At 31.8% G+C, this 20,976-nt stretch carries 21 protein-coding genes and 2 tRNA genes; 13 read left to right on the top strand and 10 right to left on the bottom strand.

The genetic code is table 11. The features are described 5' to 3' along the window. Window positions 1-1,759, top strand: a 1,759-nt coding sequence (locus WA327_RS02995; RefSeq protein ID WP_336066302.1) for a T9SS type B sorting domain-containing protein, incomplete at its 5' end; no start/stop codon positions are given. Between the two features lie 368 nt (window positions 1,760-2,127). On the opposite strand, the gene WA327_RS02990 is transcribed toward WA327_RS02995, so the two are convergent. Both WA327_RS02990 and WA327_RS02985 read right to left on the bottom strand, forming a co-directional pair. Beyond that, on the bottom strand, window positions 2,128-3,648 hold the full coding sequence (locus WA327_RS02990) for an outer membrane protein transport protein (protein ID WP_336066299.1): 1,521 nt from the start codon (window positions 3,646-3,648) through the stop codon (window positions 2,128-2,130). An 83-nt stretch (window positions 3,649-3,731) separates the two neighbouring features. After that, window positions 3,732-4,676: a hypothetical protein gene (locus tag WA327_RS02985; RefSeq protein WP_336066296.1), complete on the bottom strand. Its 945-nt coding sequence runs from the start codon at window positions 4,674-4,676 to the stop codon at window positions 3,732-3,734. A 101-nt stretch (window positions 4,677-4,777) separates the two neighbouring features. On the opposite strand from WA327_RS02985, the gene proS reads away from it, so the two are divergent. From proS to rpsT, 3 genes are all read left to right on the top strand, one after another. Next, a complete protein-coding gene (gene proS / locus WA327_RS02980) occupies window positions 4,778-6,256 on the top strand; it encodes a proline--tRNA ligase (protein WP_336066293.1) in 1,479 nt (492 codons plus the stop codon). A 157-nt stretch (window positions 6,257-6,413) separates the two neighbouring features. Beyond that, window positions 6,414-6,485: transfer RNA gene (locus tag WA327_RS02975), tRNA-Glu, on the top strand. A gap of 25 nt (window positions 6,486-6,510) precedes the next feature. Continuing rightward, on the top strand, window positions 6,511-6,762 hold the full coding sequence (rpsT, locus tag WA327_RS02970) for a 30S ribosomal protein S20 (protein WP_336066291.1): 252 nt from the start codon (window positions 6,511-6,513) through the stop codon (window positions 6,760-6,762). A 148-nt stretch (window positions 6,763-6,910) separates the two neighbouring features. Here the strand turns inward: rpsT and rho are convergent, their stop codons facing one another. Continuing rightward, window positions 6,911-8,551, bottom strand: coding sequence for a transcription termination factor Rho (rho, locus tag WA327_RS02965; protein ID WP_336066288.1), 1,641 nt, complete (start codon window positions 8,549-8,551; stop codon window positions 6,911-6,913). 200 nt (window positions 8,552-8,751) lie between these two features. Between rho and WA327_RS02960 the strand changes: the two genes are divergently transcribed. After that, entirely contained in the window at window positions 8,752-9,165 is a 414-nt protein-coding gene (locus WA327_RS02960) for a DUF4293 domain-containing protein (protein WP_336066285.1), read from the top strand. A gap of 58 nt (window positions 9,166-9,223) precedes the next feature. Here the strand turns inward: WA327_RS02960 and WA327_RS02955 are convergent, their stop codons facing one another. After that, the gene (locus tag WA327_RS02955; RefSeq protein ID WP_336066283.1) at window positions 9,224-9,718 is read right to left on the bottom strand and encodes a metallophosphoesterase family protein; all 495 of its coding nucleotides are present in this window, start codon (window positions 9,716-9,718) and stop codon (window positions 9,224-9,226) included. A 97-nt stretch (window positions 9,719-9,815) separates the two neighbouring features. Between WA327_RS02955 and truA the strand changes: the two genes are divergently transcribed. After that, on the top strand, window positions 9,816-10,565 hold the full coding sequence (truA, locus tag WA327_RS02950) for a tRNA pseudouridine(38-40) synthase TruA (protein WP_336066280.1): 750 nt from the start codon (window positions 9,816-9,818) through the stop codon (window positions 10,563-10,565). Further along, entirely contained in the window at window positions 10,558-12,324 is a 1,767-nt protein-coding gene (locus WA327_RS02945) for an ABC transporter ATP-binding protein (protein ID WP_336066277.1), read from the top strand. The genes truA and WA327_RS02945 overlap by 8 nt, the downstream gene beginning before the upstream one ends. Here WA327_RS02945 and cdaA read toward each other — a convergent pair. The 3 genes from cdaA to folP are packed head-to-tail and all read right to left on the bottom strand — an operon-like array spanning window position 12,321 to window position 14,616. Next, complete coding sequence (cdaA, locus tag WA327_RS02940; protein ID WP_304142129.1) at window positions 12,321-13,106, bottom strand: diadenylate cyclase CdaA; 786 nt, start codon at window positions 13,104-13,106, stop codon at window positions 12,321-12,323. The two genes, WA327_RS02945 and cdaA, sit on opposite strands and share 4 nt — an antisense overlap. A 36-nt stretch (window positions 13,107-13,142) precedes the next feature. Continuing rightward, entirely contained in the window at window positions 13,143-13,799 is a 657-nt protein-coding gene (locus WA327_RS02935) for a hypothetical protein (RefSeq protein WP_336066274.1), read from the bottom strand. Then, window positions 13,792-14,616 carry a dihydropteroate synthase gene (gene folP / locus WA327_RS02930; protein ID WP_336066272.1) on the bottom strand — a complete coding sequence of 275 codons (825 nt, stop codon included), beginning with the start codon at window positions 14,614-14,616 and terminating at the stop codon, window positions 13,792-13,794. Before folP ends, WA327_RS02935 begins: the two co-directional genes overlap by 8 nt. A 115-nt stretch (window positions 14,617-14,731) precedes the next feature. Between folP and WA327_RS02925 the strand changes: the two genes are divergently transcribed. The 6 genes from WA327_RS02925 (at window position 14,732) to WA327_RS02900 (ending at window position 19,888) form a co-directional block, all read left to right on the top strand. Then, window positions 14,732-15,271: a DUF1599 domain-containing protein gene (locus WA327_RS02925; protein WP_336066269.1), complete on the top strand. Its 540-nt coding sequence runs from the start codon at window positions 14,732-14,734 to the stop codon at window positions 15,269-15,271. Window positions 15,272-15,348: 77 nt separating this feature from the next. After that, window positions 15,349-16,659 carry a BT_3928 family protein gene (locus WA327_RS02920; RefSeq protein ID WP_336066267.1) on the top strand — a complete coding sequence of 437 codons (1,311 nt, stop codon included), beginning with the start codon at window positions 15,349-15,351 and terminating at the stop codon, window positions 16,657-16,659. A gap of 51 nt (window positions 16,660-16,710) precedes the next feature. Beyond that, the gene (locus WA327_RS02915; RefSeq protein WP_336066319.1) at window positions 16,711-17,787 is read left to right on the top strand and encodes an ABC transporter permease; all 1,077 of its coding nucleotides are present in this window, start codon (window positions 16,711-16,713) and stop codon (window positions 17,785-17,787) included. A gap of 57 nt (window positions 17,788-17,844) precedes the next feature. After that, the gene (tpiA, locus tag WA327_RS02910; RefSeq protein WP_336066264.1) at window positions 17,845-18,594 is read left to right on the top strand and encodes a triose-phosphate isomerase; all 750 of its coding nucleotides are present in this window, start codon (window positions 17,845-17,847) and stop codon (window positions 18,592-18,594) included. A gap of 143 nt (window positions 18,595-18,737) precedes the next feature. After that, window positions 18,738-19,574 carry a 50S ribosomal protein L11 methyltransferase gene (gene prmA, locus WA327_RS02905; RefSeq protein WP_336066261.1) on the top strand — a complete coding sequence of 279 codons (837 nt, stop codon included), beginning with the start codon at window positions 18,738-18,740 and terminating at the stop codon, window positions 19,572-19,574. Between the two features lie 38 nt (window positions 19,575-19,612). Further along, window positions 19,613-19,888, top strand: a complete 276-nt coding sequence (locus WA327_RS02900) for an ATP-dependent Clp protease adaptor ClpS (RefSeq protein ID WP_336066258.1) — start codon at window positions 19,613-19,615, stop codon at window positions 19,886-19,888. 33 nt (window positions 19,889-19,921) lie between these two features. On the opposite strand, the gene WA327_RS02895 is transcribed toward WA327_RS02900, so the two are convergent. From WA327_RS02895 to WA327_RS02885, 3 genes are all read right to left on the bottom strand, one after another. Further along, on the bottom strand, window positions 19,922-20,128 hold the full coding sequence (locus WA327_RS02895; RefSeq protein WP_336066255.1) for a DUF2892 domain-containing protein: 207 nt from the start codon (window positions 20,126-20,128) through the stop codon (window positions 19,922-19,924). A 147-nt stretch (window positions 20,129-20,275) separates the two neighbouring features. Beyond that, window positions 20,276-20,349 (bottom strand) — tRNA-Arg (locus tag WA327_RS02890). Window positions 20,350-20,413: 64 nt separating this feature from the next. Next, window positions 20,414-20,566 (bottom strand): SsrA-binding protein, encoded by a 153-nt coding sequence (locus tag WA327_RS02885; protein ID WP_336066253.1) that lies wholly within the window; start codon window positions 20,564-20,566, stop codon window positions 20,414-20,416. Window positions 20,567-20,976 lie beyond the last annotated feature (410 nt).

The following is a 20,976-nucleotide window of genomic DNA, read 5'->3' as shown; positions in this document are numbered from 1 at the left end:
TAATGAAGATCCAGACAACCCAGGATCAGCCATTAATCCTCAAACTATATATGTAAGAATAACAAATGGAGAAGATGAAACAGGCTTAAATGGAACAGGATGTTTTACTTTAGTAGATTTTGATATTACAGTAAATCCATTACCAGTAGTAAGTCCAATTGAAGATTACATTATCTGTGAGTTAAATACAGATGAAGTAGCAGGTTTTGATTTAGAAAGTAAAACCGATGAGATATTAAATGGTCAAAATGCAACAGACTTTACAGTAACATATCACGATACCCAAGCAGATGCAGACTCAGGAATCAATGCTTTAGTAAGTCTTTATAATAACACAAGTAACCCGCAAGTTATATATGTCAACATTACAAATACAATAACAGGATGTGATGTTACAACAATGTTTAATATAGAAGTTAACGAAGCAGCGCAAGCTAATCAGGCAATGCCAACGTATTATGAGTGTGATGATAATATAGAATTTGATGCAGACCCAACAGACGATCAAGTACAATTTGATTTATCAAGTCAAGATGCAGCAGTACTTATGTTCCAAGATCAAGCAAACTATATTACAAGCTACTATGAAACTTTAGCAGATGCAGAAGCAGCAACAAATGCCTTACCATTATTATACGAGAACACCTCAAATCCACAAGTTATTTATGTACGAGTAGATAATAATACGATGGAAGTAACACCATTAGCATTAGACTTAGCAGCATTAACATCACCTATTGATTTTAACGGAGAAGGAACAGTTGATACAATAGATACAGATGGAGATGGCGTGTATGATTTAATAGATGTAGATGGAGATGGCGTTTCAGATGCAACAGATACAAATGGTGACGGGCTAATAGAAGAAATAGATATCGATGGAGATGGAATAGCAGATGCAGTAGATTTAGATGGAGATGGTAATGTAGATAACTTAGCAGACAGCTCAGTGTGTTACGATATAGCAACAATCACATTACAAGTAAACCCATTACCAGTAGTAGATTTAGATACAAGCTACTTATTATGTGTAGATACTAATGGAACAGAAGTGCTTAATCCATTAGTTATAGACACAGGATTAAGCGCATCAGACTATACCTTTGAGTGGACACTAGGAGGAGCCGTAGTAGGAACAGGAAGCAGTATCATGCCAACACAAGGAGGTACTTATACAGTAACTATAGAAGACAATCTAACAGGTTGTACAAGTACAGATACTACGTTAGTAGAAGAAAGTGCGCCACCAAGTATTGTAGCAGATGTGATAACACCAGCATTTGCAGAAGTACATAGTATACAAGTCACAGCAACCGGAACAGGAATCTCAACTTACGAGTTCCAATTAGATGGCGGAGTGTGGTATAGCAACGAGTCAAACGATAACACTTACATCTTTAATGACGTAAGTGGCGGCGAGCATACTATAACGGTAAGAGATATCAACGGATGTGGAGAATCAAGCACAACAGTAATGGTGATGGATTATCCACACTTCTTCACACCAAACGGAGATACGTATAACGAAACTTGGCAGATCTATGGAATCAGTGATCAGCCAGATGCAGTGATATACATCTTTGATAGATACGGAAAGCTATTAAAGCAATTAAACCCAACAGGACCAGGATGGGATGGAAACTACAACGGTAACCCATTACCAACAAGTGACTATTGGTTTACAGTAGAGTATAGAGAACCAGGTGATACAAGTGATGTGAAGAAGCAATTTAGAGCACACTTTACCCTGAAGCGATAGGAAGTAATCCTAGCTAAATAAAACAATAACAAATAGAAATAAAAAAGCCTGAACATTATGTTCAGGCTTTTTTTATAGAGTGTGTTTTTAATGAAATTAATTAACCGTTAATAGCTACTACGGTATTAACTTTACCTGGCAACATTTCTTTAAGCATGTTTTCAATATGTTTTAAAATGATTTTAAGGTTCACTCTAAATTCAGTAACCTCATCACTTTTAATAGTAGCATTTTGATTTTAAACGTAATGCACAGCAATGTTCTTTGAAGTGATTTTTAAGAGTGATATTGTTTTATTATTATGTATAAATAAAAAAACCTGAGTAAATTAATACTCAGGTCTTTTTAAAATTTTAGGCTTTTATTTATTATAACTTAAAACTTAAAGAAAGTGTTACGTTAGAATTTGTTCTATCAATATTAGCAGCATTAGTAAATCCAACATCAAAAAACTGATCGTTTCTTTCTTGTTTCGAATTGCTATAAGCTAAATCTAATACAGTGTTTCCAAAGTCGTAACCTAATCCAAAAGAATAACCAGTTAAATCTCCAATAGTTTCTCCATTTTTATAAGGGCTTTCTTCAAAACGGTATCCGCCTCTTAAGCTAAACTGTTTTATTTTGTATTCACCACCAATTCTATAAGTGTTTGCTCTAGTTAGTAAATCAGACATAATATTGTTTTGCGCACTGTAGTAAGCATCAGATGTAGGTTTAAATTTTGTATTGCTAAAGTCTTTAGTAGAGTAATCAAAACTAATTAATCCTTTTTGTCCAAATACATACGCTATACTAGAAGTAAATCTAGCAGGTGTTTGTAGTTTGTAACCTGCAAATACATTAATAATATTAGGGTCTACAATTTGGTAGAAATCCCCATTTACATCGTCAAGTACATGGGTTTCTATATATTGTGTAGTTTCTTCTTCAACAGTCATCCATGTAGGTGAATCGTAAGTAAATCCAATTCTTAATTCTGGTGTAACTTTGTAAATAGTCCCTAGTTGAAAAGAAAAACCAGTTCCGTTTGAAGTTAGAGTGTTATCAAACAAGACTTCGTCAATTAAAGTGTCTGTATTGTTATTTGTTTCGTAATAACTTGTAAATCTTTCGTAATTTAAGAAATGAGAATTTAAATTTAAGCCAATATATAAGTCATCAGTATATTGTGCAGCAGCATTAAAACTCACTTTTCCATTATATCCTGTTGCAGAATAATTATAAGCTTGGTTAAAACTTCCTGCTGCTATATTAGATGTATACGTTGTGTTATTATCATCATAAGCGTCAGGTTCTAAAATATAAGAGTCATAACCTAAAAAAGCTTGTTGGTTTTGGTATCCGTAATAGCTGCCAATTTCAGAATAAGCTTGGGTAGTAGTTTCACCTGGTAAGGCAGAAATTTCACCTAAAGGTAACCCTTGAGCATTAACCAAAAAATATTGATCTACTGAGTTTTGACTTACGCCAGAAGCTCTCCAATTATCATCATAATGCTTTGAATTTTCAAAATTTATTCCAACTGAAAATTTCTTCCATGGTGAATCTTGTTGATTGTTTTTAAAAACAAATACAGCTCCACCTTGTGTTAAATCAATATTTGATTCAGAAGAAGTATTTCTTCCATTGAAATAATTTGTTTCATTATCAATATTTTCGTTTTCTAAAGTGAAAGTCGCATGACTACTGGTGAAAACAGCGGAACCTGCAGGGTTGATGTTTACGGCGCTTAAATCACCTCCTAAAGCCCCAAAAGCACCTCCTAAAGCTCTAAACCTTGCGGTTCCTTTTAGATTATCATTAGAATATCTTAGGGCATCAGTAACAGTTTGTCCAAAACTAAAGGACATAACAAAGCTACTTATGGCTAGCATAACTATTTTTTTCATTTCAAATTTTATTTTTTTATGAGTAATTTATTGTGAAACAAATAAGGCTAAACAATTTTAGCCTTATTTATTAAAATGTTTTATCATCCGCCTCTTCTACCTGAAGAAGATCTTGAAGAACCGCTACTTCTTGACCCGCCAAAAGATCTGCTAGATGAAGAACTTGATCTTGGTGTAGAATAAGATCTTGAAGGTCTTGTTGTATTAGTTCTAGGTCTAGTTGTAGAGTTTGAACGAGGTCTTGTTGTATTTGTTCTTGTTCTAGGTCTTGTTGTTGTATTTACTCTAGGTCTAGTAGTAGAGTTACTTCTTGTTCTTGTAGTAGTTCTCGGTCTTACAGTAGTATTGGTTCTAGTAGTTCTGGTAGCATTGCTTCTTCCACTTAATAAAGAAGAATTTCTTAATAAAGTACCTCTTCTTCCTGCGTTATATGAAATTCCACGTCTAGTGTAGATACCATTGTAAGCATAACCATTATGATATGGAGAGTAACCATATCCGTAGAAATAAGGGTTATAACCATATCCATAATATCCGCCATACCAAAAAGGATCATAAAAACCAGCGCTCCAACCCCAAGAATTCCAACCCCAAGGTCTGTTCCATCTCCACGAGTTCCAGCCCCAAGTGTTCCATGTATTCCATCCATAATAGTTGTTCCAACCATTGTCATAAATATTTATGACAACATTGTCATTAGTGTCTCCCCAACCAGCTCTTTGAACAACTTGGGTTGAGTCTGTATATGTACCTTCATAAGAATCAATATCTGTAAAAACGTCATCAGTATTATTATCATAAGCTTCAGCTTCTAAAGCTTTTTCTTTAAAATAATTAGTATAATAGTCATTATTATTACTTTCATCTTCTATGATTACAGTTTGCTGTTCATAGGTGTCAGATGTGTCGTAAATACCGTCATTAGTTTGTCCAACATATTGATATGATCCACATGAGGTTAATGCAATTGCAGCTATCAAAGCTGTAAAAGCATTGAATTTGTTAGATAAAAAAGTAAATAATTTCATAACGCTTTTATTTTTAATTGTTGAACTATACAAAAATAGTTAGTTTTGCTGAACTATTCTATTATTTAACATAGTCACAATATTTGTGCCAAAATACCGATATGAGTAAAAAATTGACAAGTAGAGCCGAAGATTATTCCAAATGGTATAATGAATTGGTTGTAGAAGCTAACTTAGCTGAGAATTCGGCAGTTAGAGGTTGTATGGTTATTAAACCTTACGGCTATGCAATTTGGGAAAAAATGCAAGCAGAATTAGACAGAATGTTTAAAGAAACAGGTCACGAAAATGCATATTTTCCAATTTTTGTCCCTAAAAAATTATTTGAAGCTGAAGAAAAAAATGCTGAAGGTTTCGCTAAAGAATGTGCAGTTGTTACTCATTACAGGTTACAAAATGATCCTGATAATCCAGGAAAATTAAGAGTAGATCCAGAAGCAAAATTAGAAGAAGAGCTAGTAGTAAGACCTACAAGTGAAGCAATTATATGGAATACTTACAAAGGATGGATTCAGTCTTACAGAGATCTTCCAATATTAGTAAATCAATGGGCAAATGTTGTAAGATGGGAAATGCGTACACGTTTATTTTTACGTACAGCCGAATTTTTATGGCAAGAAGGTCATACTGCTCACGAAACTAAAAAAGAAGCTATTGCAGAAGCAGAACAAATGAATAATGTTTATGCAAACTTTGCAGAAAACTTTATGGCAATACCTGTTGTACAAGGTTTAAAAACAGAAAGCGAGCGTTTTGCTGGTGCTGTTGAAACTTACTGTATTGAAGCTTTAATGCAAGATGGTAAAGCCTTACAAGCCGGAACATCTCACTTTTTAGGTCAAAATTTCGCAAAAGCATTTGATGTAAAGTTTACATCTAAAGAAGGTAAACAAGATTATGTTTGGGCAACTTCTTGGGGAGTTTCAACACGTTTGATGGGCGCATTAATTATGACGCATAGTGATGATAAAGGGTTAGTGTTACCTCCTAATTTAGCGCCAAATCAAGTGGTGATTGTTCCTATATATAAGAATGAAGAACAGTTAGAAGCTATAACAAAGGTTGTAAATGATATTATGAAAGACTTAAGAAGTAAAAATATTACAGTTAAGTTTGATAATCGTGATACGTTAAGACCAGGAGCAAAATTTGCGCAGCATGAACTACAAGGAGTCCCGTTAAGAATAGCAATTGGAGCTAGAGATTTAGAAAATGGTACCGTAGAATTAGCAAGAAGAGATACTTTGACTAAAGAAGTTGTAAATCTAACAGAATTAATAGAAAAGGTAGAAGGTCTAATGGTTGAAATACAAGACACTTTATTTAACAAGGCATTAGATTACAGAAACAGTCATATAACTGAGGTAAATACTTTTGAAGAATTTAAATCTATCCTTAAAGAAAAAGGAGGTTTTATTTCAGCGCATTGGGATGGCACTCCAGAAACAGAAGAAAAAATAAAAGAACTTACTAAAGCAACAATAAGATGTATTCCGTTAGATGCTAAGGAAGAAGAAGGTAAATGTGTGCTTACAGGTATGCCTTCAAACCGCAGAGTATTGTTTGCAAAAGCTTACTAATAAAATATTTTTTAATTTTTTTTAATTAGTTGTTGCAATAGTCAAAAATAGTTGTATTTTTGCATCCGCAATGGAAACATTGTTAGTTGTTTTGAAATAAAAAAAGTTTTGCAAGTATTAAAAATTAATTTATATTTGCGCTCTCAAAATAACAAATGGCCCGTTCGTCTATCGGCTAGGACGCCAGGTTTTCATCCTGGTAAGAGGGGTTCGATTCCCCTACGGGCTACAATTTTTTAATAAAAAAAGAACTAATGGCAAATCATAAGTCAGCATTAAAAAGAATAAGAAGTAACGAAGCTAAACGCTTAAGAAATAGATATCAGCATAAAACAACTCGTAATGCTGTTAAGAAATTACGTGATTTAGATAATAAAAAAGAAGCTGAAGAATTATTACCTTCTGTTGTATCTATGTTAGATAAGTTAGCTAAGAAAAATATTATTCACGCTAACAAAGCTGCTAATATCAAATCTAAATTAGCTAAGCACGTATCTGCATTATAAAACATTATTAGTTATATAATATTATTTAACGCTTCATTTTTATGAAGCGTTTTTTTTATGACTATTATTAAGTTTCTTAAATTAATACAATAAAAAAAGCCTTGAACAATTTCAAGGCTTTTTTTGCTTTATCTACTTAGAGATGATTTTAACCGTTCATTGAGATTAAAAACTCTTCGTTGTTTTTGGTTTGTTTAAATCTTTCATTAATAAACTCCATTGCTTCAACAGGATTCATGTCTGCAAGATACTTTCTCATTACCCACATACGTTGTACTGTATTGTCGTCTAAAAGTAAGTCGTCACGACGTGTGCTTGATGATGTTAAATCGATAGCAGGGAATATACGTCGGTTAGCAATTTTTCTATCTAATTGTAACTCCATATTTCCAGTTCCTTTAAATTCTTCAAAGATAACTTCGTCCATTTTAGATCCAGTATCTGTTAAAGCTGTTGCTATAATAGTTAAAGATCCACCATTTTCTATATTTCTTGCAGCACCAAAGAAACGCTTAGGCTTGTGTAATGCATTAGCATCTACACCACCAGAAAGTATTTTTCCAGAAGCTGGTTGTACGGTGTTGTATGCTCTTGCTAAACGTGTAATAGAATCCAAAAGAATGACAACATCATGTCCACATTCTACTAATCTTTTTGCTTTTTCTAAAACAATATCAGCAATTCTTACGTGCTCATGTGCTTCTTTGTCAAAAGTAGAAGCAATAACTTCACCACGCACATTACGCTGCATGTCTGTTACTTCTTCAGGACGTTCGTCAATAAGTAAAATCATTTGATACACCTCAGGATGATTAGCTGCAATTGCATTTGCAACATCCTTTAATAACATGGTTTTACCTGTTTTTGGTTGCGATACAATCATACCACGTTGTCCTTTTCCTATAGGAGAAAACAAATCCATTATTCTTGTAGAAATAGTGCTTTGTTTTTCAGCAATATTAAATTTTTCTCTAGGGAAAAGAGGTGTTAAATGTTCAAAAGCAACACGGTCTCTAACAACTTCTGGTCTTTGACCGTTTATTTTATTAATCTTAATTAAAGGAAAATACTTTTCGCCTTCTTTTGGTGGACGTACATTTCCTAAAACAGTGTCTCCTTTTTTTAATCCAAATAATCTAATTTGAGATTGTGATACATATATATCATCTGGAGAAGAAAGGTAGTTGTAGTCAGAACTTCTTAAAAACCCGTACCCATCTTGCATGATGTCTAAAACACCTTCACTTTCAATAATAGCATCAAATTCAAAATCAGGTTCTCTATAACGGTTACGGTTATCTTTGTTTCCGTTGTTTCCTTTTTGATTGTTGTTATTATTCTTGTTGTTATTATTTTTTTGACGATTATTATGGTTGTTATTAGACTTGTTAGAATTATTGTCCTTTTGCTTATCGTCTTTTTTGTTGTCGTTATTATTTGACTGTTTATTTTTTTGATGATTTTGCTGAGCTTGTTTTTTTGGCTGCTCTTTTTTCTCATTAGACTTAGGGTTCTTTGAGTCTAAATCTAATTTACCTTGATTATCATCTTTTTTGTCAGTCGAAGCTTTGCTAACTCTTGCTCTTTTTTGTCTTTGAGGTTTTGGTTTATTATCTGTGTCTTCTTTTTTAACCTCTAATACAGCTTTTGGGTCTGCTGCTTGTTTGTCTAGTATTTGATATACTAAATCTAATTTTTTCATAGAGCGAAATTTAGGAACGCTCAATTTTTTAGCAATTTCCTGTAATTCAGGAAGCTTCATGGCTTTTAATTGTGAGATTTCAAACATTGATGTTGAATTAACTTATGTAATGTTATAATTTTAAATTGATTGTTTCTTAAAGAAAATAAGATATTTCTGAAGAATTAACGCTTTGCTATTGTGAGTGTTGCGCAACGTTACTGCAATTATACAACTTTTATTTTAATTTTTAGTTCTATAATTCTAAAAGAAACTATATTTTTGTAATCCAAAATTTAAGAATTATCATGCTACAACGCATCCAAACTGTATATTTGTTAATTGTCACTGTTATCTCTGGAGGATTAATATTTGCATTTAATCTGTGGACAACTGCAGAAGGAACTGTTGTGTATGCTAAAGACGAAATGCTTGCTCTAGGACTATTTGCAGGTTCTGCTATTTTAGCAATCATTTCGATTTTCAATTTTAAAAATAGAAAGTCTCAGTTTATGTTGGGACGTCTAAATATGATATTAAACTTAATTTTACTAGGATTTTTCGTGTATCGAATACTTAACTCACCTGGAGAAGCTAATGGAGTTTCTGAGAAAGGTGTTGGGATTTTCCTTCCAGTCATTTCTATCGTATTTTTGGTTCTTGCCAATAGAGCCATTAAAAAGGATGAAGATCTTGTAAAATCAGTAGATAGATTACGATAAACCTATCATCTTAGTAGTATTAGTGCGAAAAAAACCGAAGTGAATAACTTCGGTTTTTTTATTTTCTATCATATTGAATAACCTCTAAATTATCAATCTTACCATTATCTACTGTAAAACGTAACATAGTACGTACTTTATGAAAACCGTGTATGCCAATGGCGCCAGGATTGATATGTAATAAACCTAATTTTTTATCTGGCATAACTTTTAATATGTGAGAATGACCACATATAAAAAGTTTTGGCGGATTAGCTTTAATAACTTCTCTAACTCTAATATTATATCTACCAGGATAACCACCAATATGGGTAATCCAAACATCAACACCTTCTACAGTAAAACGGTTATGTTCTGGGAATTCTACTCGTGCTTTATCACCATCAATATTTCCCCAAACAGCACGTAAAGGTTTTAGTTTTTGTATTTGATCGGTAACGTTTAAATCTCCAATATCACCAGCGTGCCAGACTTCATCTGCATTTTTAACGTGTTTTAATATGGTATCGTCAATATAACTGTGTGTATCAGAAAGTAGCAGTATTTTTTTCATGCCTTAATTAAACTATTCTTAAAACTTCTATCATCAAGTTTTTAACTTAATGCTTTATCTTATCTTTGCATTTCAATTTGTAAAAATAAGCGATTAATTGAGATTTTTCATAGAATTATCATACAACGGAAAAGCCTATCACGGTTGGCAAAATCAGCCTAATGCTATTTCTGTTCAAGAAGTTTTAGAAAATGCGTTAAGCACTTTATTGGGTGAATCTATTGCTATTGTTGGAGCAGGACGTACCGATGCTGGTGTACATGCTAAGCAAATTTTTGCTCATTTTGAAACAGAACAAATTGTTGAAATAGCTCAATTACTTTATAAATTGAATTCGTTTTTACCAAAAGACATTGCTATACATAATGTTTTTAAAGTAAAACCTGATGCACATGCGCGTTTTGATGCATTAAGTAGAAGTTATTTATACAGAATTTCACTTAAAAAAAATGCGTTTAACACAGAACAAGCGTACTTTGTAAAACAGCATTTGGATGTTGAAAAGATGAAAGAAGCTGCGAAGATTTTATTGAATTATAAAGATTTTCAATGCTTTTCTAAAGTGCATACAGATGTAAAAACGTATAATTGTGATGTCAAAGAAGCCGAATTTAATGTTGTTGAAGACGAGCTTCATTTTACCATAACAGCAGATCGTTTTTTGCGTAATATGGTACGTGCCATAGTTGGTACGTTAATAAATATTGGTGTTGGTAAAATTGAAGTTACCGATATGCACCAAATTATAAAATCTAAAAATAGAGGAGAAGCAGGCTATTCTGTTCCGGCACATGGGTTATACTTGACTGCTGTAGAATATCCAGTTTCCATACAAATAAATGACTAAGAAAAAAGAAAACATATTTGACGTTAACTTATTTAAGCGTCTTTTTAAATATACAAAACCTTATCGCGTAGTTTTTTACGGTTTAATAGTTTCAGTATTAATTTTAGGAGCATTAAGTATTGCTACACCATTATTAGTAAGAGAAATTGTAGATGAGCACTTGGTAAAACAAGACTATGATGGTTTTGTGAACTTAATTACTATTATGGCTGGTTTATTGCTAGCAACAGTGGTTTTTCAATTACTATTTATCTACTATTCGTCTTGGTTAGGTTTAAAAATGGTTAAAGATATTAGGGTTAAGCTGTTTGATCACATGCTTAATTTTAGAATGAAATACTTTAATAATTCTTCAGTTGGAGTTTTAATTACTAGAGCAGTTACAGATATGGAACGCATCTCGTCTGTATTTGGTGATGGACTGTTTTCAATTATAAGAGACTTGTTAATTATGATTGTTGTGTCTAGCGCTATGCTTTATGTAAACTGGAAATTAGCATTAATCGTTTTTGTAATGCTTCCAATTATATTGTATGCTACCAAAGTGTTCCAACGTTATATGAAACAAGCTTTTGAAGACATTAGAAATGAAGTTTCTAATCTAAATTCGTTTGTGCAAGAACGTGTTACAGGAATGAAAATTCTGCAATTATTTACCCGAGAAGTAACCGAGTATAAAAATTTTCAAGAGATAAATACAAGACACAAAAACGCTTGGTTAAAAACTGTTTGGTATAACTCTATTTTCTTTGCAATTTTAGAAGTTTTATCGGCATTAACTGTTGGTACAGTGGTTTATTTTGGTGGATTAAGAGTGATCATTGACGGTTCTGTTTCAGCAGGAGATTTGTTTATGTTCATAACTATGATTCCTATGTTATTTAGACCTTTACGTCAAATAGCAGATAAGTTTAGTACACTTCAAATGGGACTTGTAGCTGCCAACAGAGTATTCAAAATATTAGATACTACATCGCAAATTGATAATTCTGGAACCATCGTTGCAAAAGATTTAAAAGGAAGCATTAGTTTTAAAGATGTTCATTTTAGATATGTTGAAGACGAAGAAGTTTTAAAAGGAATTTCTTTTGAAGTTACCGCAGGTCAAACCGTTGCTATTGTTGGTGCGACTGGCGCAGGAAAAAGTACAGTCATTAATTTATTAAATCGTTTTTACGAAATTAATAAAGGTGAAATTAAAATAGATAACACCAATATTAAAGACTACACACTAAGTTCTTTGAGGCAACAAACTGCAGTTGTGTTACAAGATGTGTTTTTGTTTGCAGATACTATTTTAAGTAACATTACTTTAAATCATCCAGAAATTACAGAAGCACAAGTCATACAAGCTGCAAAAGATATTGGTATACACGACTTTATAATGAGTCTTCCAAACGGATATCATTATAATGTAAAAGAACGTGGTGTTATGCTGTCTTCTGGACAACGCCAACTAATTTCGTTTTTACGTGCGTATGTCACTAACCCAAGTATTTTGATTTTAGATGAAGCAACATCTTCTGTAGATTCGTACTCAGAACAATTAATTCAAAATGCAACCGATAAGATTACTAAAGGTCGTACATCTATTGTTATTGCTCACCGTTTGGCAACCATACAAAAAGCAGATAATATTATTGTAATGGATAATGGTCAAATTGTAGAGCAAGGTACACATCAAGAGTTACTTAAAAAAGAAAATGGTTACTACAGAAATCTTTATGAAGTTCAGTTTTTACAATCTGAAGTGGCTTAAACCAAATCTTTTTTCAAAATTTCAGCTAATTCTGAAGTGTCAGAAAATGGTACAAATTCACCATCTCTAAAACAAGATATTTGTCCTGTTTCTTCACTTACTGCAATAGCTACAGCGTCTGTACGCTCGGTAACGCCAACTGCAGCACGATGACGTAGTCCAAAACGTTGTGGTATATTTTTTTCGTTATTAACAGGTAAAATAACACGTGTTGCTTTTACAATATTATCTTGAATTATAATTGCACCATCATGTAAAGGACTATTCTTAAAAAAGATACTTTCTATAATGGGTTGTGTTACTTTTATATTCATCTCGTCACCAGTATTGGCTAAAAAGTCTAGGTTGTTATTGCGTTCTAAAACAATTAATGCTCCAGTTTTTGAAGCGCTCATTTTATTACAAGCGGCAATAATAGCATCAATATCTGTTGTAGCGTTTTCTTCCATTTTTAAAAACTTAAGCTGACTAAAAAACTTGCGTCTGCTAGCAAAATTGGTAGAACCTATCATTAATAAAAACTTTCTGATTTCTTGCTGAAAAACCACAATTAACGCAAACATTCCTACGCTAATAAATCCGCCTAAAATATTACTAAGCATTTGCATTTGTAGAGCTTGCGTAACCTTCCAAATAATGTAAATAATTACAATACCAATAAAAATATTGATAGCCACAGTACCTTTTACTAATTTGTAAACATAGTAGAGTAGTAGTGCAACTAAAATAACGTCGATAACGTCTATTAAACTAAATTTTAAAATATCATCTAATATCTCCAAAGTGAAGTCGGTTTTTGTAAATTTAATGAAATTGAATTAAAAAATATACTCCTTGTTATCAATAACAACATTTTCAAAATTTAAGTTTTGAAGTCTGTTTTTTACTGTAATGTAATCTTGAAATTTTAATTTCTTATTTAAATGAAGTGTCAAACCAATATTTTCTTCACTATTACTAAAATTATTCTCAAGTTGAATAATTAAATTATCAATATTAACTTCTGAAAGTTTTAAGTCTTGATGTTGAACTATAATATCATTTAAACTATTAATTGTTATTATATAATTGTTTTCAGAATTGATTTCTTCAACATAATTTACATCTGTAAACTCAATAAATCCTAAATTTTTAATACTGCTATCGTTACAAGTGTAATAGTTTTTTGCTGCTTCATTTTTGTGCATTTTTGCATTTCGTTTTTTGTCTTGCAAAAATTTAATTTTTGGTATAGCTTGCTCTAAAGTCAAGCGTTTATCGACATTAAATAACCAGTTGGTAGAGATGATTAAATTTTTTCTATTAAGCTCAACACTATCTGGTTGTGTTTCGTTATAAAATATATATGCAGGAGACACATCTAAAATTTCAGTGATTTTAGCGTGTTGTATTTCTGGTAATTGGATAACTTTTTCGGAGTTGCAAGACCATAAAAAGAGCGTGATTAATCCTGTGAATCCTATTTTTTTAAGCATGTAATTGGTTATAAAGTGTTATACATTCTTTAGCTTCTTTTACATCATGCACGCGTAAAATTTTTGCGCCTTTTTGTAAAGCAATCATGTGTAAAGCAGTTGTTCCGTTTAGTGCGTTTTGAGCTGTTGTGTCTAGTGTTTTGTAAATCATAGATTTACGAGAGACTCCAACTAAAAGTGGTAAACCGGCAATATTTAAAAGCTTTAATTGGTTTAAAAGTTCAAAATTTTGTTGTGTTGTTTTTGCAAATCCAAAACCAGGATCCAAAATTAAATCCACTATGCCTAACGCTCTCGCTTTACTAATACGTTCAGAAAAATAAAAATTAACGTCTTTTGTCAAGTTATCATAATCTGTCAGCGTTTGCATAGTTTGTGGTGTGCCACGCATATGCATCATAATGTAAGGCACGCTTAGGTTTGCAACCGTTTCAAGCATATTTTCATCTAAAAATCCTGCCGAAATATCATTAATCAAACTCGCGCCAGCTTTAATGGTTTGTTTTGCAACTTCACTTCTAAAGGTGTCTACAGAAATAATAATTTTAGGAAAATGTTTCACTAGTAACTCAACAATAGGTACAATGCGTTGTAGTTCTTCCTCTTCTGTAACAAAATCTGCATTTGGTCTAGAGCTGTAAGCGCCAATATCTATAAAAGTAGCGCCTTGATTAAGCATGGTTTCAACTTGATTTAAGATGGAATTTTCGTCTTTATAACGTCCACCATCATAAAAAGAATCTGGTGTTACGTTTAAAATCCCCATCACTTTTGGCATGCTTAAATCGATGAGTTTTCCTTTACAATTTATTGTCATTGCTATATAGTTTATAGGTGTTAGAGTAACTTATTAAAACTTTAATACCTAAACCTTGAACTTTAAATAATTTTATGCGAAATTTACGGAAATTATCAAGATAAGAACACCATTTATGCAAGATACTTCTAAACAATACGATGCGGTAATAAAAACCTGTCGAGATCTTTTTACAAAAAAAATGTCTGATTACGGAAGCGCATGGCGTATTTTAAGATTACCATCTTTAACCGATCAAATTTTTATCAAAGCGCAACGTATAAGAAGTTTACAACAAAATGACGTTAGAAAAGTAGATGAAGGTGAGCAAAGCGAATTTATAGGTATTATCAATTACTGTATTATGGCATTAATACAAATAGAAAAAGGTGTTGTAGAGCAACCAGATATGGATGTAAATGAAGCGACAGAATTATACGATAAGCACGTTGCAATCACTAAAAAATTAATGGAAGACAAAAACCATGATTATGGCGAGGCTTGGAGAGATATGCGTGTAAGTAGTCTAACCGATTTAATTTTGCAAAAATTATTACGCGTTAAGCAAATTGAAGATAACGCAGGGAAAACATTAGTAAGCGAAGGCATTGATGCAAATTATCAAGACATGATAAATTACGCTGTGTTTTCTATGATACATTTATATGAAAAATAATTATCATTCCTGCTTAGGTAAGAATGCATAAATAATATTAATTAAAATAGATACCTGTTTGCTCAGGAAAAAATAACATGAAAATTATAGTAGGATTTTTAAGAATTTTTGTCGGAATATTTTTTATTATTTCAGGATTTATAAAGCTTAATGACCCAATAGGATTTGCTTTTAAACTAGAAGAATATTTTGGTCCAACCGTTTTAGATTTACCATTTTTTACGCCTTATGCTCTAGGAATTTCTATAGTAGTTGTAGTTTTTGAAGTGCTTTTAGGAGTGTTCTTAATTATTGGTTATAAAAAGAAATTTACATTATGGAGTTTGTTATTAATGATAGTTTTCTTTACATTCCTAACATTCTATTCAGCATACTTTGATAAAGTGAAAGACTGCGGATGTTTTGGTGACGCTATGAAGATGGATCCATGGGAAAGTTTTGGTAAAGACGTTGTATTGTTAGTTATGATCCTTATCATTTTTGCAGGTCAAAAATACATCAAGCCATTCTTTAGTAAATTTATTACAACCGTAATAGCATTATTAAGTTTTATTGCATGCTTAGGGTTTGCTTATCATGTCTTAATGCACTTGCCAAGTATAGATTTTAGACCATTTAAAGTAGGTAATAATATTACTGAAAAAATGACCATTCCAGAAGATGCACCACAACCAGTTATAGAATATACTTGGACTTTTAAAGAAAACGGAGAAGATGTGCAATACGTAACAAATGGTAGCTATCCAGAATCTTCAGGAACTTATGTAGGCGTAGAAACAGATATCATAAAAGAAGGTTACGAGCCACCAATACACGATTTCTCTATTGAAAAAGATGGCGAAAATTACACCGAGGATATTTTAAGTCGTCCACATGTATTATTAATTATCAATTATAATTTGGCTAAAGCCGAAACCGAAGGTCTTAAAACAATAAAAGTATTAACCGATAAAGCTATAGAAAACGGCTACGATGTTATTGGTATCACAGCAACAGGACCAGAAGAAGCAAATACATTTAAAAAAGAATATAATCTAAATTTTGATTATTATTTCTGTGATGAAACAGCTTTAAAAACCATCGTACGTTCTAATCCAGGGATTTTAAAACTTGAAAAAGGAACAATCATCCAAAAGAAACATTGGAATGATGCCAATGAAATTGAGTTACCAAAAGTAGAACGACCAGAACCAGAAGTTATAGAAGAAGAAATTAGTGATTCTTTATATTTTATAGATGAATCACCTTCAACAAAAGAAGAAGTAGATGCTTTAGATTCAGAAACTATAGAGTCTGTTAATATTGTTAAAGATTCTTTAGTAACAGATGAAGAAACTGGAGAAAACAAAATATTAAATTTTGTAAAAGTTACTCTAAAAGAAGAATAGTGTTTTTACAAATTTTTGAAACAAATCAACAAACATCAAATTAACAAATAGCTGTTACGATACTTACTAAATAAAATCTTTTACGCATTACTCACATTATTTGGAGTAGTCACTGTTATCTTCTTTTTATTTAGTGTGTTGCCAGGTGATCCAGCACAAATGATGTTGGGACAAAATGAAGATAGCGAACAGTTAGCTATTGTTAAAAAAAAATATGGATTTGATAAATCTATAAGTACGCAATATTTATACTATTTAAATGATTTGTCACCAATTTCATTTCATTCAAAAACAGAAGGTGATTACACGTTTTTAAGTCAAAATAAATACGCTGCAACCAAACTGTTTTCTGTAGCAAATACAACCACAGTTTTAAAACTTCCATATTTAAGAGAAAGCTTTACCAAACAAGGTAAAAAAGTAAGTCAAGTTTTAGCAGAAACGTTACCAAATACTTTTGTTTTAGCTATATCAGCGATAACAATAGCTTTATTTTTAGGAGTATTTTTAGGTGTTATTTCAGCATTAAAAAAAGATACATATTTAGATAAATTTATACAAGTTATCAGTACTTTAGGGATGAGTGTACCTTCCTTTTTTAGTGCTATATTATTTGCATGGTTTTTTGGTTTTGTATTACACAAATACACAAATTTAGAAATGACAGGAAGTTTATACGAACTTGACGATTTTGGAGAAAAAATGCACATCAAATGGAAAAATCTAATCCTTCCCGCAATAGTTTTGGGTATACGACCTTTAGCAGTTGTTATTCAATTAATGCGAAACTCACTATTAGAAGTTTTTAATCAAGATTACATCCGTACAGCAAAAGCAAAAGGACTTTCTGAGTTTCAAATTATAAAAAATCATGCTATAAAAAATGCATTAAATCCAGTAGTTACAGCAATATCAGGCTGGTTTGCAAGTATGTTAGCAGGAGCAGTTTTTGTAGAGTATATTTTTGGATGGAATGGCTTAGGTAAAGAAATTGTAAACGCTTTAAACACTTTAGACTTGCCTGTAATTATGGGTTCGGTGCTAATTATAGCGCTACTCTTCATAATAATTAATATTTTTGTAGATATAATCTACGGTTGGTTAGATCCAAAAGTAAAATTAGAATAAAACTATAGTTAGGTCTAGCAACGTGATGACCTATTCATAAATAAATAAGATAAAGACATGAGAAAAAACATCGTCGCAGGAAACTGGAAAATGAATAACGATTTAGCCCAAACAGAAGGGTTAATTTCAGATTTAAAAACGCAAACAAAAACTAGCAATGCAGAAGTTATGGTTGCTCCAACCTTTACTAACTTATGGCATGCTTTTCAAGCCTTAAGAACATCAGATATAGAGGTTATTGCACAAAATATGCACTTTGCAGAAAACGGAGCCTATACAGGTGAAGTAAGCGCATCAATGCTAAAAAGCATAGGTGTACAAACGGTAATTTTAGGGCACAGCGAGCGTCGTGCTTATTTTAATGAAACAGACGAGTCTTTAGCAAAAAAAGTAGATGCTGCATTGGCTAATGATATGAAAGTTATTTTCTGTTTTGGGGAAGAGTTACAAGACCGTAAAGCAGGAAATGAAGAAGCGGTAGTTGGTAGTCAAATTAGCAATGCACTATTTCATTTAGATGCATTAGCATTTAAAAACATAATTTTAGCTTATGAGCCTGTTTGGGCAATTGGTACTGGTGAGACAGCTAGTCCAGAGCAAGCGCAAGACATGCATGCATTTATCCGTAAAACATTAGCAGATAAATATGGTAATGATGTAGCAAACGATGTGTCAATTCTTTATGGTGGTAGCGTAAAACCAAACAACGCTAAAGAAATTTTTTCTAAACCAGACGTAGATGGCGGCTTAATTGGCGGAGCAGCATTAAAAGCAGAAGATTTTTTCGCAATAGTAAACGCATTTTAAAATTTTACTTTTGGCGTTACACTTTGCCTGATTTAAGTCAGGCAAAGCGTCGCGCTATTCGTTATATCTTTTTCTCGTACCTCAAAAAAGGATGTCACTACTATCGCTAACGCGGGTAAAACCGCAAAAATATTGAAAAAACAATGTCTAATATCATATATAAAGGTTACTATTTTAAAGTAGAACCATTACAACCAGCAACCGAAATTCTTATTGCAGAGCTTGGCTACGCAGGATTTGAAAGCTTTGTAGAAACCGAAGAAGGTGTTACAGCATATATCCAAAAAGACGAGTGGAATGAAAATATCCTAGAAGATATTCAGATATTAAACTCAGATGAGTTTGAAATTAGCTACACACATGAAGATATAGAGCAAACCAACTGGAATGCAGAATGGGAAAAAAACTTTAATTCAATTGTGGTAGACAATGTTTGTGCTGTTCGTGCACCATTTCATGAAAAATTTGATACAGAATACGATATTATTATCGAGCCAAAAATGAGTTTTGGAACAGGACATCATGAAACAACACACATGATGATTCAGCATATTTTACAAAACAACTTTAAAGATAAATCAGTCTTAGATATGGGGTGCGGTACAGCTGTTTTAGCTATTCTGGCAGAGGTGAAAGGCGCACAACCTATTGATGCCATAGATATTGATAATTGGTGTTATTTAAACAGCTTAGAAAATGTAGAGCGTAATAACTGTAATCACATTTCAGTTTACGAAGGTGACGCTTCATTATTAAAAGATAAACATTACGATATAATAATAGCCAATATTAATCGCAATATCTTATTACAAGACATAGCTACGTATGCAAAATGTTTAAATGCTAACGGAAGTTTGTTTTTAAGTGGTTTCTATGAAGATGACATTCCGTTAATCGAAAAAGAGTGCAACACTCATAATTTACAGCATACAAAAACGTTAAAACGTAATAATTGGGTTGCATTACATTTTAAAAATTAATATTTTAGAAGTGTAATACACTCAAAATCATTGTATATATGAGTACAAAAGAAAAAATTCAAGAACAATTTGAAGTAGACACGTTAGAAAAAAACAATAACGAAATTGTTTTATATAATGATGATGTTAACACCTTTGATCACGTTATAAATACATTAATGTATGCATGTGATCACACACCAGAGCAAGCAGAGCAATGTTCAATTTTAGTACATTATAAAGGTAAATGCACAGTAAAAACTGGTGATTATGACGATTTAAAACCACGTTGTTCCATGCTTCTTGACGCAGGATTAAGCGCAGAAATAGTATAAAAAAAGAGCCTTTGTTAAAGGCTCTTTTTTTGTTTAAGATTTACGTCTACAAGTATTAATGCCTAAAATAGTATACAGTGGGCAAAAACTAATAAAACTTGTAATTAAAAAGATAATAGCAAAAGCCATTAATACGTAAGCTAAAGTACCTTCTATTGCATCTAGGTAAAACAATAAAGCAATAACTATAGCAATAAGTACACGTAAGCTTTTATCTAAAGCTCCCATATTTTTTTTCATAACCTTATTAGTATTGATTAGTTAATATTAAATATAGGTATAAGCTTAATAATAAGCAAGTTGTTTTTTGTTGAATAGTTTTAGGTAAAGAAGAAATTAGATTTAAAACAAAAAACCACGTCTAACTGACGTGGTTTTTAATTGTTGTGACCTCGACAGGATTCAAACCTGTAACCTTCTGAGCCGTAATCAGATGCGCTATTCAGTTGCGCCACGAGGCCATTTTTTTGTGGGTGCAAATATATTCCTTTTTTATATAAACATCAAAATTAATGTTATAAAAATTTAATCTAAAGCATTTTTGGTCACGTAAAGCTTCCATCCAAAGATGGCTAATTGTAGTTTACTTGCTTTACTAAGGTCTAAGCCTTGTTTTGTATAACTAGGTAAGATTAAATTATTTAGCTTGGCTAAAAGTTTAAAAAATTTCTTTTTCATTATAAACCTTTTTACAAAACTACTGGTTTAAATTACGCTTGCCAAATTGTGTGTTTTAAAAAAAATGTAAAACTTATTCTAGACTAAGCTTTACTTTTTTGGTTTTTAGTAAATAATTGATGTGATAATATCAATTATTAGTTTGGCAATTGTTAGCATAGTTTTTAAGGTTTAAGGGTTAATAAATTCAACCATTTTCATGATTATTTTTTTAAGATATATTTTTTCAATATTAGCCTCCAAACAAAAGCAGTAAAATCTATGAATTTGACTATTAAATGTGAAGTAAAAAAATCAAAAACATTTCAGTTTTTAAAATTTTGTCTTTATTAAAGTTTTAATTTGAAATATTCAAATATGATTTATGTTTTAAAATGTAATAATTGTAGGGCTTTTTTAAGGGTTGAAAT

Source organism: Mesoflavibacter sp. CH_XMU1404-2 (assembly GCF_037029465.1).
Taxonomy (GTDB): domain Bacteria; phylum Bacteroidota; class Bacteroidia; order Flavobacteriales; family Flavobacteriaceae; genus Mesoflavibacter.
Note: the sequence above shows the minus strand (reverse complement) of the source record. Positions and strands in the feature narration are given on the sequence as shown.